Raw genomic sequence first — 15,834 nt, forward strand, 5'->3', positions numbered from 1 at the left:
AAACAATGGAAAAAGAAATAAACAAAACGAGTGATTTGTGCACGATTTTTGAGAAATTTGAGTTCAAAGATTCACGTTATTTTTAAGTAGGGCACAAAAATCAGATCAAATCATGGTATCAGGAAATCAAATCAGACTTAATCGAATTCTCAGAAAGGGAAGAATGCTATGCATTCCGATGGATCATGGCATTTCTAACGGACCTATTGAAGGTCTTGAAGACCCAATATCAACAATTTACAAATGTGAAACACACGGACTCACAAGTGTAATAATTAACAAAGGAATTCTCAAAGCATTACCAAAACCAACCAAAATAGGAATTTTAGTTCATTTTTCAAGTAGCACATCATTATCATTAGCACCAAATCGCAAAATGTTAACTGGAACTGTAAAAGAGGCAGCAGCTATGGGAGCTGATGGAGTTTCATTGCACATTAACATCGGAGGCAAAGAAGAACCAGAGATGTTAGAGCAGCTCGGAATGACTGCAGATCAATGTCACAAATGGGGAATGCCACTTTTAGCAATGATGTATCCAAGAGGAGAAAATATCAAAAATCCACACGACCCTGAAGTTGTCGGACATGTTGCAAGAATCGGGGCAGAATGCGGTGCAGATATTGTAAAAACATTATACACAGGTGATGTCGACTCATTTGCAAAAATTGTAAAAAGCACACCAGTTCCAATTGTAATTGCTGGCGGACCAAAAGCTAAAACAGATTTAGATATTCTTCAAATGACTGAAGACGCAATGACTGCAGGAGCTAAAGGAGTTACATATGGTAGAAACATCTTTGCACATAAAACACCTGAAAAAATGGTAGAAGCATTAGCCGAAATAATTTTCAGAAAAGGAACCGCAAAGGAAGCAATGAAAAAAATTGAGTAAATCAAGAGAATTAATAATTTCACCTAAAGTGTCACAGACACAATTAGCTAAACTTCTTCCTCAATTAGAAGAGGAAGGAATCAAGATGGTGTATCTTGACCCAAAAAAACTAGGTAAGAAAAAGACTAAACTTCAAACAGTATTTCCATCTAGTTCTGCAAATTATGTAGTATTAGAAAAAGATGGTCCAAAACCAAAGGGCAAAAAAGTTGGAAGAAAATTCCAAATTCTATCAAACTCCGATATTGAAAATGTCCTCAACATAGCCAAGAAAGGATTAGACTTTGTAATTATCGAAGTAAAAGATTGGAAAATAATTCCACTAGAAAACATTATTGCAAAATTGCATAAAATTCACACCAAAATCTTTGCAATAGCTAGAACCCCTGAAGAAGTCAGGAAGATGTTTTCAATATTAGAAGTCGGAGTAGATGGCGTAATATTCAGCACATCATCAATTAGTGAAGTTCGTGAAGTCATGATATACTTGGGAACAAAAAGTTTTGAGATGAAGCCAGCAAAGATTACAGAAATCAAGGAGGTAGGAGACGGAGAACGCGTTTGTGTGGATACTGCATCTATGCTTCACAAAGGGGAAGGAATGTTAATTGGCAGTAGATCAAACTTTTTGTTTCTAGTTCATAATGAATCAGTAGGATCATCATTTACATCACCTAGACCATTTCGAGTAAACGCAGGTGCAGTTCATTGCTATACACTATCACCAGATGGAACAACAAGTTATCTCTCAGAAATTGAGACCGGTTCTGAAGTGTTAATTCTTAATTCAAAAGGTAAAGCAAGGAGAGCAACCGTAGGAAGATCAAAAATTGAACGAAGACCAATGTTGATGATCAAAGCTACTGTAGGAGGAGAAACAGGAGGAATTATTGCACAAGACGCAGAAACAATTCGCTTTGTAAAATCAAACGGACAACTAGTTTCAGTCACCCACCTAAAGAAAGGCGATACCGTCATGGTGCATTCAAAGGCTGCAATGGGCAGACATTTTGGAATGGAAGTCTCGGATGAATATATCTTAGAAAAATGATATACAAAACATGTGTCTCCATTGCAGAACAAACACCAGCAAAAACTAAAAAAATATTAAAAATTGCACTTTCAAAATCAGACTATGTTGAAGTCAGATTTGATTTTCTAAAATCAGACCAAATTCCAGAAACATTAGAGATGATAAAGAAGGATCTCAATAGAATAGTATGCACATTAAGACCAAAAAATGAAGGCGGAAAGTTTTCAGGAAATGAAAAAGAAAGAATCGCAATCATAAAATTAATTGCAGAATACAACCCATTCTTACTAGATATAGAATTCAACACATTGAAGAGAAATGCAACATTAACAAATTATTTACAATCAACAAAAACAAAACTACTTGTTTCATGGCATGATTTTAAAAAGACCCCACGTTCTACAGAACTAAAAAAGAAGATAACTCAGATGAGTAAATTTTCTTCAAATGTGAAAATAGTCAGCACTGCAAAATCAACTGATGATTCAACTAGAATGTTAGAATTGTACAGTAAAAAAGGAAAAAATAATCTCATCTCATTTGCAATGGGTGATTATGGTAGAATTTCAAGGATTTTGTGCCTATATTTGGGTAGTCCGTACACCTACGTCTCACTAGGAAAAGCAATAGCTCCAGGGCAATTCAGTGTAGATGAAGTGAAAAAAATTATTGATTTAAAAAAATAATAGTTGAGAGTTTAAATCAATCATAGTACTCAAGAAAATAAGATGAGTAAATCATTTGCTGTCATTGGAGATCCCATTGATCATTCATTATCACCAAATATTCATAGTGCAGCATTTAGAGAATTAGATTTAGATTCATCATACATTGCATATAGAATTCCAAAAGGAGAATTAGCTGAAGGTATTGAAGGATTAAAGAAGATAAAGATAGACGGCTTCAACATCACAATCCCACACAAAGTAGAGATGATGAAATATTTAGATAAAATTGATGAAACATGTAGTTTGATTGGTGCAGTTAATACAGTATCAAACAAAGATGGAGTTTTAAAAGGATACAATACAGACATGGACGGATTCCTAGAACCATTTAAGAAAAAAGAATTAAACATCAATGGAACCAAAGTTCTCTTGATTGGAGCCGGAGGAGCTGCTAGAGCAATAGTTGCAGGGTTTGCCAAAGAAAAAGCAAACAACATCACCATTGCAAATAGAACATTAGAAAAAGCAATCAGTCTTTCAGAATTTGCAAAAACAATCGGACTAGATGCAAATGCCGTAAAAATCGAAGACATTAAAGATTCAGCAAAGAATTACGACATTATTGTTAATGCAACATCAGTAGGTCTCAAAAACGAATCCAGTGTAATTGAATTGGATGGAATTAATGAAAAAACAATTGTATATGATATTGTATACATGCCAATGAACACAGATTTTATTAAAAAAGCAAAAGCACAAAAAGCAATTATAATTTACGGATATGAAATGCTTCTAGGTCAAGCAGTTAGGGCTTTTGAGATTTGGCAGGGTATAGAAGCACCTTATAATGCCATGAAAAAAGCATTGTTAGGGGGATTTTGATGGCAAAAGCAAAGGCTACAGTCCATGGGGCAGTTTCATTGGTAAATGCAATTGCAAACCACAAAGGAGCCACCTTAGGAATAGAGCTAAAAGTAGAGGCTACAATAGAGACCAGCCCAGGAAAGGGGATTTCAATACAATCGGAAAATAAGAGCCTGAGTTCACGCTTGATTAACAAAACAATTGAAAAAATTGTTTCAAAAAAAGACTTGGAGCAAAACAAGATCATAGTTACATTAGATTCAGAAATCCCAACAGGTTATGGATTAAAAAGTTCAAGTGCTATTTCTTCAGCCGTTGCCCTAGCATGTGCAAAAATATTCAAACCAAAATTTACTGATCAACAAATTTTACTTGCAGGAGTAGATGCATCAATTGAATCCAAAGTTAGCATTACCGGGGCATATGATGATGCATGTTCTTGTTATTATGGAGGATTTAACGTTACAGACAATGCAAAAAAGAAGAGAATACAATTTGAAAAAGGACCATCCAATTTAATTGCAGTAATATTTATTCCAAAAAATAGAAAAAGAGGAAATCTAAAAAAACTCAAGATTCTCTCATCGATTTTTGAAAATGCATGGGAGTTGGCTAGAAAAGCAAACTATTGGGATGCAATGATAATAAACGGATTAGCTACGGCATCAATATTAAATTCAGATTCTAAAATTATTACAGAATTAATTGAAAAAGGTGCATTAGGAGCATCAGTTTCTGGAAATGGACCATCGATTGCAGCAATTACAAAAAAAGAAAATGAAACGGCAATCAAAAAAGTATTCTCAACATTAGAAGGAAATGTAATCGTTTCAAAAATTAGCAACAAAAAGGCAGAAGTTCATGAAGTGTAAAATTCAAAAATCAAAAATAACAGGGCAAATAATTTGTCCTCCAAACAAAAGTTATACACACAGAGCAATTTTTCTGGCATCACTTGCTGGAAAAAACAGCACTGTAGAGAATGTTTTACTTTCAGCAGATACCAAAGCAACAATTGAAACATGTAAGAAATTTGGAGCAGAAATTGAGATTGTAAATTCATCAATAATTGTTAAAAATCCAATAAAAATAGGCACAAAAGTACCTGAAATTGATACTGAGAATTCAGGCACTACAATGAGAATTGCCTCAGGTATAGCAAGTCTGTATTCTGATGAAATCACCCTAACAGGAGATTCAAGTTTACAAAAAAGACCAATGCAACCGCTCTTAGATGCATTATCAAGTATAGGAGCACAGTGTAGTTCAACTGATGGAAAACCGCCAATCAAAATTAAAGGAAAAATAATTGGAGGAGAAGTAAAAATTCCAGGAAATTTCTCTAGTCAATTTATCTCATCATTATTAATTTGTGCACCGCTAACTGAAAAAGGAATTAATCTCACCATTGAAGGAAATTTAGTATCAAAGCCATATCTTGATGCTACAATTGCTACAATGCGAAAGTTTGGTGTAACAGTGCAAACACTAATCCCATACAAAAGGTACAACATATCTCCACAAATTTACAAAGAAACTACATTTACGGTTCCAATAGATTTTTCGAGTCTTGCACTACTTCTTTCTGCAACTGTTCTAAACGGAGAAGACATTACAATAAAGGGAAACATTGGAAATTTACCTCAAGGCGATGAAGTGTTCATAGACATTTTAGAACAATTAGGAGTTCAAATAATGATGGATGATGAACAAATCAAAATTAAATCCCCTGAAAAATTAAAGGGAGGGAAATTTGATTTGAGTAATTCACCAGATCTTCTTCCACCACTTGCAATTTTGGCACTATGTTCATCTGGACCAATTGAGATATTCAATGTAAAACACGCGAGATTAAAAGAGACAGATAGAATTGCAATCATTTCAAGAGAGTTGGTAAAACTTGGAATTAACATTCAAGAAAAAGAAGACGGTATGATTTTAGAAGTGTCAGAAAATATTTCGGGTGCAGATTTGATATCAGAAGAAGACCACAGATTATTCATGGCATTTTGTATTGCAGGAATGTATGTGGGTAATTGTACAGTTACAGATCCGGAATCAGTCAAAGTTTCATATCCAAATTTTGTAGAGGAGATGAATCGTATGGGTGCAAAAATCTTAGTTGATTGATACTATTTTTAGAAAAAAATTATTCAGGGAGGTAAAAGGCGCGACCCTGTATAGAGTGAAAAGCATTCTCCTCACCCACAACGCTTTCGCGTGATAACATGTCTTTTTCGCAGGGCCGCGCAAATTATTTGTTATAATTTACACGTTTTGCCATATATTGTATATGTTATTATTATATTTAAGAATATATTATAATTATTTCATGTTTTATCCAATAATAATATAATTTTTAAACAGGTGTAAAGGGTAACCAAAAAAGAATCAATTTCAGGATAAAATTTTCAGCAGATTCCAGAATGAGGAATTATAAACATCAATTAACTTTGATAGTATGTTGCCGGGAAGTTCTATTGGTCAGCGTCTTGTTTTAACAAGTTTTGGCGAAAGTCATGGGAAATCAATTGGGGCAGTTTTAGATGGATGTCCTGCAGGATTAGAAATTGATGAGAAAGATATTCAAAAAATGCTAGATCTTAGAAAGCCAGGTCAGAATTTAATTTCAACTCAAAGAAAAGAAGGGGACGTTGTTGAAATAATTTCAGGAGTTTTTAGAGGTCACACAACAGGAGCACCAATTACAATGGTAATTTGGAACAGTGATCAAAAATCAAAAGATTATGAAAATTTGAAAACAAAGCTAAGACCAGGTCATTCTGATTATCCTGCCATGACAAAATATAATCACTATAATGATCACAGAGGAGGAGGAAGATTTTCAGGAAGATTAACAGCTACCCATGTTATGGGCGGAGCTATTGCAAGGAAATTACTCAAAGTAACACTAGGTGTTGAAACAAACTCATTCACATCACAGATTGGAAAAATAAAGATGGAAAAAGAATTCAATAGTAAAATGATCAATTCAATTTATAAAAATGAAGTTAGATGTCCAGAGACTAAAACAGCAAAAACCATGAGGAAAAACATTCTAGATGCAAGAAAGAAAGGCGACTCACTTGGTGGAATAATTGAATCAGTTACAACTAATGTTCCAGTAGGACTAGGAGAACCAATTTTTAGTTCATTAGAATCAGATTTAAGCAAAGCAATTTTTTCTATTCCATCAGTGAAAGGAGTAGAATTTGGTTCAGGATTTCAAGGTTCAGAACTATATGGTTCTGAGAATAATGACTTGTATGTAATAAAGAAAGGAAAAATTGTTACTGAAACTAATAGATCCGGTGGAATCCTAGGAGGAATTTCAAATGGAATGCCAATTACAATGAGAATTGCTTTCAAGCCAGCATCATCTATTGCTCAAAAGCAGAAAACTGTGGATATCAAAACAAAAAAAGAAACTATTCTTCAAGTCAAAGGAAGACATGACCCATGTGTAGTACCTAGAGCCCCACCAGTAGTAGATTCACTTGTGGCATTAACAATAGCAGATCATGCACTCCTATCAGGGGCAATTAAACCAGTTCTCTAAGAAAATGTCAGACATCAACGATCTTCGAAACAAAATGGATGAAGTCACTCTAAAAATGATAGAGTTACTAAAAACTAGAACAGACATTGCAAAAGAGATTGGAGAAGTCAAAAAGAATATCGGGAAAGGGGTTACAGATGAGGTAAGAGAAGACAGTTTACGTGGAAAAGTAATTTCACTATGTAACAATATCGGATTAGATGAAACAATGGCAACAAAGTTTCTGAATTTTCTATTAAATGAATCAGTAAAAGTTCAATCTACAAATAAGCAAACACATCTTTCAATTTTCTTAAAAGCAAAATCACTTGAAGCACAAGGAAAGAAAATAATCCACATGGAAGTAGGAGAGCCAGACTTTTTACCTCCAAAAATAGTCAAAGACGCATTAGAAGAAGTATTTGACAAAGGCTTTCTAAAATATGGCCAAGCAAAAGGAATGCCAGTCTTCAGAGAAGCACTTGCAAAATATGTATCAAAAAAATTCAATGTAAATATTCAACAAGACAACATAATTGTAAGTCCAGGAGCAAGATTTTCAATTTTCACAGCAATAACTACTCTTTTGAATCCAGGAGATGAAATGATAGTAATTGAGCCTGCATGGCCTGCTTACAAAGATTGTGCCCTAAATGCAGGAATTAAAGTTAGAACCATCAATACAACTTTTGAAGACAAGTGGGAACCATCTGTAGAGCAGATCAAAAATACAATTAATTCAAATACAAAAATGATCATTCTAAATTATCCAAACAACCCAACAGGGAAAATTCTAAATGAAAAATTACAAGACGAGATTATTCAGTTGGCCAAGGAAAATAATCTATACATACTCAGTGACGAAATTTATTCACAATATGCAAAGACTAGCTGGAAAAGCATTCTAAGTTACAATTATAACAAAAGTATCGTAACGCAATCATTTTCAAAATCACATGCTATGACTGGGTTTAGAGTAGGATATGGTATTGCAGATTCAAAAATAATTGAAAAGATGGCAAAACTAGAAGCTTTATGTCTTACAAATGTCCCTGAAGCAATTCAATATGTAGCCATGAAAGCCCTTGAAGCAGACACATCCAACAATACTAATACAGTACAAACCAGACTAGATGTGTTGTCTAAAAAAGCAAGTGAGATGGGACTAGATTTCATAGTCCCTGATGGTGCAATGTACCTTTTTGCAAGAATCAATCAAGAAGGGTTTGATGGAGTCAATTTTGCCAATAGTGCCTTAGAGAAAGGTTTGGCAGTAGCTCCAGGCGAAGGATTTGGAAATTACAAGAACTTTATCAGATTGTCTGCATGCCAAGATGAAGAGGTTTTGGTTGAAGGAATGAATATACTTGGTAACATAATGAGGAGTAATAATTGAAAAAACTCACAGTAATAGGCGCAGGAGGTCAAATGGGACAATGGTTTGTAAAATATTTTGCAAGTGAAGGATTTGAAGTAACAGGATATGACTCTGAAAACAAAGTATCTGGAAAAGATGTTAAAATATCAGAATCACTAGTAGGTGGAATTTTAAAAGCAGATTATGTTGTTTTGTGTACACCTACGAGAAGAACACCGGAAATCATCAGACTAATTGCAAAAGAGATGAAAAGAGACACATATCTTATTGAAATATCATCTGAAAAATCTAAAGTAGTATCATCATTATCAAAAATGCCAGCAAAAATTAATCCAATTTGCATTCATCCAATGTTTGGTCCAGGTACAAAAACAATTAAAGGTCAAAATATTATTTCAGTTCCAATCAAAGATGCCAAAAAAGAATTAACGGTTGCAAAAACATTGTTCAATGGAGCAAACTTTGTTACAATAGATGCAGCAGAACATGACAAAAAAATAGCAGTAATTTTAGGATTAACACATTTAATGAATTTAGTTTTTGCAAACATCATTTCAAAAGATGAAAAGATGAATCTCACAGAAAAAATGTCAGGTACAACTTTCAGAGTTCAAAAAACATTAGCAGAAAGTATCATGACAGAATCTCCAGAACTAATTGAGACCATCATTGCAAACCCAGAGATACGAAGAGTAGCAGAAGAACTTTGGAAAGACATTGGTAAATTACTAACAGCTGTTCAAGAATCAAAAACAGAAGAAGTGATAGATTACATCAAAGAATGTCAAGAAAGACTTGCCAAACATACGGATGTTAGTGAATCCTACAAAAGAATGACAAAAATGGTAAAAGCAGTCGAAAAATAGTCGACATGCGTTCTACAAAGATCGTTACATCATTCATTAAAGATAATGAAAAATTACTAATTCTCAAGCGAAGTGATAAAGTAAAATCAATGAAAGGATTATGGGCAGGAATTAGTGGAATTATTGAAAATAATGAAGAGCCTCTTTCAAGAGCAAAAATTGAAATTTTTGAGGAAGCGGGAATCACAGAAGACAAAATTACATTAATCAAAGCAAGTGAAAAAATGAAAATTCATTCACCCCAGTACAAAAATCACGAATGGGAAATATTCCCATTTTTGTTTGAATCAAGCAACCCCACAATCAAACTAAACTGGGAGAACTCAGAATTCAAATGGATTAACATTGAAGAATTAGAAAATTATGAAACAGTGCCAAGCCTTCAGAAAGTATTATTCAACTTGTTGTAAATTTTCATTTTCTTTTTCGTATTTTTTCTGTTGTGGCAACATCATGTAGACACACGCACCACCACACATAGTACAAGGAACATTATTGCCAGGATGCTGACCGGTTCTACTATGAATTTTTGCAGCCTCTTCAGGATCAATAGATAATGCTAGTTGTTTCTCCCAATCCAGTGTACGTCGTGCTTCAGTCATCTCCATATCCCATTTGATAACTTTGTCACGAATCTTTACAAGGTCTCCAGCATGAGCTGCGATTCTATATGCAATTAATCCAGCCTTCACATCATCAGCATTTGGTAATGCTAAATGTTCAGAAGGAGTAAGATAACATAAAAGATCTACACCTTCACTTGCAGAAACTGCTGCACCAATTGCACTGGCAATATGATCATGTCCAGATGCAATGTCAGTTACTAATGGACCTAGAACATAATATGGAACATCACCAATTAGAGATTTTGCAAGTCTAACATTTGCAGCAACCTCATTTAATGGAACGTGTCCTGGTCCTTCAACCATCACTTGAATATCTTGTTCATGTGCACGTTTAGTTAATCTAGAGATGTTAATCATCTCTTGAACTTGTAATTCATCATGAGAATCTAAAATCGAGCCTGGTCGCAATGCATCTCCAAGGCTAAATGTAACATCATACTTTTTGGCTATTTCCATCATGTAATCATAATGAGTGATGTATGGATTTTCTTTATCATGTTTTAACATCCAAGCAGCAGTAATTGTACCACCTTTACTTACAACTCCACCATATCGTTGAACTTTGAGAATTCTTTTTGCAATGTCTTTTGTAATTCCACAGTGAACTGTAGTATAGTCAACTCCGTCTTTTGCATTATTTTCAAATGCCTTGATGTAATCATCTTCAGTTAAATTCAAAGGATTCTTGTGGACTTCGACTCCATAATTGTAAGCTTCGTAAATTGGAACAGTTCCAAAAGTAATTGGTGCAGCATCCATCAGTGTTCGACGTATTTTTTTAACATCGCCACCATCACTGAGATCCATGATAGTGTCTGCATGATATTTTATTGCAACTTTAGCTTTTTCTACTTCTTCCTCAAGATTTACATTTAATGTAGATGTTCCAATGTTAACATTAACTTTAGTTTTCAAACCCTTACCAATTCCGACATTATGAATTTTTTGAGGTCTCACATTATTGCTTGGAATAATTATCGAGCCCTTTGCAATTTTAGGAATTAACCATTCAAGTGAAACGTCCTCATCTTTTGCAACTTGTTTCATTTCATCAGTTGCCACTCCACGTCTTGCAGAAGTCATTTGGGTTGCCATAACGTATACAATGTTTTTACCTGATTTAAACAATCGTGAAAATCATGAAATGTTCTGATCGCATCAAAACTCTTTGGCACTATATTAAGAAAAATGATCGACCTTTTATGCCAGAAAGTGCAATTAGAGGATGTGAGAGCAATTAGAGAATGCAGACATTGTGGGAGAGAATTCTACAGTATGAAAGATGAATTCTGTTCTTTTGATTGTGTAACTCAAACATCATAACCATTACACCAGTTTTAATTCATTTTCTAAAACTTGTTTTTCTAACTTTATTTTAGAAATTCTATCCACAATAGGCACGATAATACGTTTAGAATCAGGAGAATCTGCAAAGTTTTGTTTTATTTCATAGAGGCGTTGAGATAACTCAATTTCAGCATAAACTAGTGAAATGTAGTTTCGTAGTTTTTTATTTTCAAATTTTAGAGAATTTAATTCAGAGACATCCATTATCTTGGTGGACTCCAGCTCTCCTCCATAGTATCATCCATATTTTTTGAAATAAGATATTGCTTGCCACATTTGAAACATTGCCAGAGAAATTTATCATCCTTTATTGTTTGGTACTGCATTGGTAAGAGACAAGTAGTACACTGTAGTGTGTCAGGAGTAGCATCATCCACCATAGGGATTTTTGTCATCAAAGAAAGATAGGCATTCAAGTATAAAATAGATATTACAAAAACTTACGTTAAATGGAAATACAGATTAGTACTTTAAACTAAGAAAATATAATGAATCTACTTTCTATCGGGGGATCAGACCCATCATCAGGAGCTGGAATTCAAAGTGATGTAAAGTCATTTTCAGAATTTGGAGCATATGGATTAACAGTAATCACTGCTATTACAGGTCAAAATACATCAAGTTTTGGAATGATTGAACCAGTATCAAAAAAAATATTAGAAAATCAACTCGAATCAGTGTTAAATGATTTTAAAATTGACGGAATAAAAATTGGAATGGTGTTTAATTCTGAAATAATTAAAACATTATACCAGCAATTAAAAAAATTAAAAATTCCAATAGTTGTAGATCCAGTTATCAAATCTACAACAGGTGGAGCACTAATACAAAATAAAGCAATTAAAGATTTTCAAAAATACATAATTCCACTTGCGACAGTAATCACCCCAAATAGATTTGAGGCTGAAATATTATCAAAATTAAAGATAAATTCAAAAAACACAGTAGAGAAAATTGCAAAAAATATCCAAAAAATGGGAGCAAAGAATGTGATAATCACCGGAATTGAAGGGAAAAATAACCAAATAGTAGATTTTGTCCTAGAGAAAAATACAAAATATCTAATTTCAGGTGACAAAATTAGCAGTACAAACCATGGAAGTGGGTGTAATTATTCAGCCGCAATTATTTATGCAATAGCAAATAAGAAAACAATTCGTGAATCAATAAAATTTGCAAAAGAATTTGCATATAATTCAATTAAAAATGCAAAAAAAGTTGGGATTGGAATAAAGATTACAGATATTCAAAACAATGACAAGATAAATTCAGAATTATCCCAATCAATTAATGAATTTGTAAAAATTAAAAATATTTACAAAAATATTCCTGAATGTCAAACAAATTTTGTATATTCAAAATCAAAACCTAAATCTACAAAAGACATCTTAGGGTTATCAGGAAGGATTGTTAAAGCAGGAAATGAAGTCATAGTTGCAGGAAATCTGACATATGGAGGCTCAAAACATGTTGCCACCGCATTACTTGCAGTAAATAAAAAATTTCCAAAAATTTATTCTGCAATAAATTTAAAATATGAAAAATCAATAATTTCTAAAATTAAAAAAACAAAGTTATCAGTTTCCAGTTATGACAGAATTAAAGAGCCCAATGATGTAAAAATTAAAGGATCATCAGTAGAATGGGGAATTAAAAATGCAATAAAAAATTTGAAATCCCCTCCAGACATTATTTTTCACAAGGGAGATTTTGGAAAAGAGCCAATGATAATAATTTTTGGAGATAACCCCAAAAGCATTTTAAAAAAATTATCAAAAATTACAGGATAAAATTCCAGTCTAAAAACATCCTCGAACATAAATAGTCATATTTCAAATAATATTTGTGAAGACAGTAATTTTAGCAGGAGGTCTAGGTACCAGACTACTTCCATTGACAAAGAAAACTCCAAAACCAATGTTACTATTAGGTAAAAAACCAATTTTAGAGCACCTCATAGATTGGAATAAAAAAAACGGAGTAAAATCAATTGTTTTGTGTGTAAGTCATCTTCGAGAAACAATTGAGGATTATTTTGGAGACGGAGAGAAATTTGGAGTAAACATAGAATATGCAATTTCAAATAAACCACTTGCTACTGCAGGTCAACTAAAAACTGCAGAGGAATTCATTGATGATACTTTTGTTTGTATGTACGGAGATTCAATATTTGATTTTAGTCTTAGAAATATGATCAAACAGCACAAAACAAAAAAAGCATTTGTTACAATGAGTCTAAATGAATACAAAACTAATTTAGAATATGGTGTAATTGATGTATCAAAAACAGGCAAAGTACTAAGTTGGAAAGAAAAACCAGAGATAAAGGCCAATGTAAACATGGGTTGCTATGTAATGGAACCTAAAGTACTCAATCTAATTCCAAAGAACAAACCATATGGAATGGATGACGTGATAAAAAAGGCCATGACTAATAAAAAATTAGTCAGCAGTTTCATTACAAAAAACGGATTTACAGATATAGGAAATAAAGCATCATATGAAAAAGCCGCTAAAGAACATACTCAAAAACGAGGAAAGAAATGAGCGATGCAATAATTAGAGAATTAAAAGAAGATGACCTTTGGAATGGATTCCTAACATCACTTGATTCTTTAAAACAAGCAAGCGGCATTGAGAAATCTAAAGCAAAAGAAATTTTTGATAAAATTAATGCCAATCCAGATCACATCATAGCAGTTGCAGAATTAGATGGAAAAATAGTTGGATCTACAACACTCCTCATAGAATCAAAATTCATCCATAATGGAGGATTGGTTGGACATATTGAAGACGTAGTGGTGAACAAAGAACATCAAGGTAAAAAAATTGGTGAAAAAATCATGAAATATCTTATCAATATATCAAAAAATCGAGGCTGTTACAAGACAATTTTAGATTGTACAGAGGATGTAAAACCATTTTATGAAAAACTAGGTTTCAAACAAGTAGGCAATGAATTAAGATTAGATAATATTTAGAAAAATTCTTTTTTTGGACGTCGCTTTTTTTCTTTTGTCAAATAAGCACCAACAGCAATCACAGGAATAGACAATACCATAAACAGTATAGGAGAATATTTTACAACATCTGTGATATAGACGGGATCAATTTTTTCAACAAGAGAATAAGAGACAAACATTCCTATCAGCATGACCACTCCACCTGCAACTATCAGCCCACCAATAGGTTTTGAACCATATTGTCTTGTCATGATGTATGGAACTGCAGCTAGTATTCCAGCAGGTGCAGCGCCAATGGAAATGAATTGGAATATTTTTGGATCAGCATCAAAAGTTATTGAAAACGCAATAGATTCTGGAACGTCGGTCATAAAATTGTAAACAGAAATCATTTCACCAGCAAACATTGCAAATAATCCAAGACTTGTCACTGCAAGCCATTTTTCAATTGCCATAATTCTAACAGATTCTAGTTGATAAATAAACCATTCAAAAAATCATACAATGCCAACTAAGTTGGCTAATTCTTTCCTGCAAGCAGCTCCAAGTTTTTCTGCTGCTTGTTCAGGAGAGACATCATTTAAGAAAATACCATATCCACGTTCTAATCCAGACCAAGATTTTGTAATTGGATAAATTTCAATATGCCAATGAATTTGTCGACTATTTTTCTTTTCAGGAGAAAGATGGAATACCAAATTGTATGATACGTTCTTTACGGTTTTTGTCAATCCCCCAAGAGTGGCTCTTAAAATTAATGATAAATCGTTAATTTCTTTTTGAGTTATTTTTGAAAAACTAGTAGTGTGTTTTTTTGGAGAAATCCAGAATTCATAAGGATATGAAGGAGCCCACGGGCAATATGCAATAAATCCTTCAGTCTGAAGAACCTGTCTTGGACCACTGATTTCTTCATTTATTGTCTGACACATTGGACAAACGCCTTTTTCATTCAAAATTTTATGAGATGCTTCAGCTTCAGTCTCAATTACAGGAGGAATAGTTGAGAACGTTAAAAGATTAAGATGAGGATGAGGATTTGAATTGCCTCCTAATTCACCATGGTCACCGTAAATTGAAACATAAGTTACACCTTTTTGCGTGTAAAGCCATCGTAATCTATCTTGAACTACAACTAGCACATTGGACCATTGTTCAGGATCTATTGTTGCAAATGTATCTTTGACGTTTGGCGATGCAACTACAATGTAATGATAACCATATGCAGGTTCACTGTAAAATGGCTTGTCACTGTAAGAATTTTCTGTTTCAATTGAGACGATAGGGTTTTTGCTTTCAAAAACTCGTATAGCCCAATTTTTAACATAATCATCATCATTATCTTGAAGACGTTGTAACATACCATCTTTTGCCACAAGAGACAAAACGGATGGATTTGTCATAGCTTCGTTACCTGGAGCAAATGGAGATTTTTTAGGATCAATTATTTTATCATCTTTTTTTGAGACAATCATAAAACGCTCAGAAACATAGTCTTTGCGCATATCCCCCATAATGGTTAGTTGAAGTAAAATGTATGTTAAAACGTTTACTAAGATCTATTCAAAACAATTTTAAAAATAATTTTCCAATTTTATTTTAAAAAATTAAGAGAATCCTATTTTCATCAAATGATTTCAATGAAAAAATTTAGTT

Annotated in this window: 18 protein-coding genes; 13 read left to right on the plus strand and 5 right to left on the minus strand. The window is 33.3% G+C overall.

Features of this window, described 5'->3' with window-relative positions; translation table 11 throughout:
* Window positions 1-112 precede the first annotated feature (112 nt).
* From ACW9W4_RS08295 to ACW9W4_RS08340, 10 genes are all read left to right on the plus strand, one after another.
* Complete coding sequence (locus tag ACW9W4_RS08295; RefSeq protein WP_457761996.1) at window positions 113-895, plus strand: 2-amino-3,7-dideoxy-D-threo-hept-6-ulosonate synthase; 783 nt, start codon at window positions 113-115, stop codon at window positions 893-895.
* The gene (locus ACW9W4_RS08300) at window positions 888-1,946 is read left to right on the plus strand and encodes a 3-dehydroquinate synthase II (protein WP_457761997.1); all 1,059 of its coding nucleotides are present in this window, start codon (window positions 888-890) and stop codon (window positions 1,944-1,946) included. Before ACW9W4_RS08295 ends, ACW9W4_RS08300 begins: the two co-directional genes overlap by 8 nt.
* Window positions 1,943-2,614, plus strand: a complete 672-nt coding sequence (gene aroD / locus ACW9W4_RS08305; protein ID WP_457761998.1) for a type I 3-dehydroquinate dehydratase — start codon at window positions 1,943-1,945, stop codon at window positions 2,612-2,614. Before ACW9W4_RS08300 ends, aroD begins: the two co-directional genes overlap by 4 nt.
* A 42-nt stretch (window positions 2,615-2,656) precedes the next feature.
* Window positions 2,657-3,478, plus strand: a complete 822-nt coding sequence (aroE, locus tag ACW9W4_RS08310; RefSeq protein ID WP_457761999.1) for a shikimate dehydrogenase — start codon at window positions 2,657-2,659, stop codon at window positions 3,476-3,478.
* Window positions 3,478-4,332 carry a shikimate kinase gene (locus ACW9W4_RS08315; RefSeq protein ID WP_457762000.1) on the plus strand — a complete coding sequence of 285 codons (855 nt, stop codon included), beginning with the start codon at window positions 3,478-3,480 and terminating at the stop codon, window positions 4,330-4,332. The genes aroE and ACW9W4_RS08315 overlap by 1 nt, the downstream gene beginning before the upstream one ends.
* Window positions 4,322-5,590, plus strand: a complete 1,269-nt coding sequence (gene aroA, locus ACW9W4_RS08320) for a 3-phosphoshikimate 1-carboxyvinyltransferase (protein ID WP_457762001.1) — start codon at window positions 4,322-4,324, stop codon at window positions 5,588-5,590. Before ACW9W4_RS08315 ends, aroA begins: the two co-directional genes overlap by 11 nt.
* Window positions 5,591-5,921: 331 nt before the next feature.
* Complete coding sequence (gene aroC, locus ACW9W4_RS08325) at window positions 5,922-7,019, plus strand: chorismate synthase (RefSeq protein ID WP_457762002.1); 1,098 nt, start codon at window positions 5,922-5,924, stop codon at window positions 7,017-7,019.
* A 4-nt stretch (window positions 7,020-7,023) separates the two neighbouring features.
* A complete protein-coding gene (locus ACW9W4_RS08330; protein WP_457762003.1) occupies window positions 7,024-8,394 on the plus strand; it encodes an aminotransferase class I/II-fold pyridoxal phosphate-dependent enzyme in 1,371 nt (456 codons plus the stop codon).
* Entirely contained in the window at window positions 8,391-9,242 is an 852-nt protein-coding gene (locus tag ACW9W4_RS08335; protein ID WP_457762004.1) for a prephenate dehydrogenase/arogenate dehydrogenase family protein, read from the plus strand. Before ACW9W4_RS08330 ends, ACW9W4_RS08335 begins: the two co-directional genes overlap by 4 nt.
* A gap of 5 nt (window positions 9,243-9,247) precedes the next feature.
* Window positions 9,248-9,652: an NUDIX domain-containing protein gene (locus ACW9W4_RS08340; protein WP_457762005.1), complete on the plus strand. Its 405-nt coding sequence runs from the start codon at window positions 9,248-9,250 to the stop codon at window positions 9,650-9,652.
* On the opposite strand, the gene thiC is transcribed toward ACW9W4_RS08340, so the two are convergent.
* The 3 genes from thiC to ACW9W4_RS08355 all read right to left on the minus strand — a co-directional run bounded on the left by thiC (window position 9,635) and on the right by ACW9W4_RS08355 (window position 11,610).
* On the minus strand, window positions 9,635-10,963 hold the full coding sequence (thiC, locus tag ACW9W4_RS08345) for a phosphomethylpyrimidine synthase ThiC (protein WP_457762006.1): 1,329 nt from the start codon (window positions 10,961-10,963) through the stop codon (window positions 9,635-9,637). The two genes, ACW9W4_RS08340 and thiC, sit on opposite strands and share 18 nt — an antisense overlap.
* 231 nt (window positions 10,964-11,194) lie before the next feature.
* Window positions 11,195-11,419: a hypothetical protein gene (locus ACW9W4_RS08350; protein ID WP_457762007.1), complete on the minus strand. Its 225-nt coding sequence runs from the start codon at window positions 11,417-11,419 to the stop codon at window positions 11,195-11,197.
* A complete protein-coding gene (locus tag ACW9W4_RS08355) occupies window positions 11,419-11,610 on the minus strand; it encodes a hypothetical protein (RefSeq protein ID WP_179363273.1) in 192 nt (63 codons plus the stop codon). The genes ACW9W4_RS08350 and ACW9W4_RS08355 overlap by 1 nt, the downstream gene beginning before the upstream one ends.
* Before the next feature lie 93 nt (window positions 11,611-11,703).
* On the opposite strand from ACW9W4_RS08355, the gene thiD reads away from it, so the two are divergent.
* The 3 genes from thiD to ACW9W4_RS08370 are packed head-to-tail and all read left to right on the plus strand — an operon-like array spanning window position 11,704 to window position 14,196.
* Window positions 11,704-13,005, plus strand: coding sequence for a bifunctional hydroxymethylpyrimidine kinase/phosphomethylpyrimidine kinase (gene thiD, locus ACW9W4_RS08360; RefSeq protein ID WP_457762008.1), 1,302 nt, complete (start codon window positions 11,704-11,706; stop codon window positions 13,003-13,005).
* Window positions 13,006-13,060: 55 nt separating this feature from the next.
* Window positions 13,061-13,762, plus strand: a complete 702-nt coding sequence (locus ACW9W4_RS08365) for a nucleotidyltransferase family protein (RefSeq protein WP_457762009.1) — start codon at window positions 13,061-13,063, stop codon at window positions 13,760-13,762.
* The gene (locus tag ACW9W4_RS08370; protein ID WP_457762010.1) at window positions 13,759-14,196 is read left to right on the plus strand and encodes a GNAT family N-acetyltransferase; all 438 of its coding nucleotides are present in this window, start codon (window positions 13,759-13,761) and stop codon (window positions 14,194-14,196) included. Before ACW9W4_RS08365 ends, ACW9W4_RS08370 begins: the two co-directional genes overlap by 4 nt.
* On the opposite strand, the gene ACW9W4_RS08375 is transcribed toward ACW9W4_RS08370, so the two are convergent.
* Entirely contained in the window at window positions 14,193-14,633 is a 441-nt protein-coding gene (locus ACW9W4_RS08375) for a hypothetical protein (RefSeq protein WP_457762011.1), read from the minus strand. The two genes, ACW9W4_RS08370 and ACW9W4_RS08375, sit on opposite strands and share 4 nt — an antisense overlap.
* A gap of 42 nt (window positions 14,634-14,675) precedes the next feature.
* On the minus strand, window positions 14,676-15,692 hold the full coding sequence (locus tag ACW9W4_RS08380; protein WP_457762012.1) for a galactose-1-phosphate uridylyltransferase: 1,017 nt from the start codon (window positions 15,690-15,692) through the stop codon (window positions 14,676-14,678).
* Window positions 15,693-15,834 lie beyond the last annotated feature (142 nt).

It is taken from the genome of Candidatus Nitrosopumilus sp. bin_7KS (assembly GCF_054095835.1).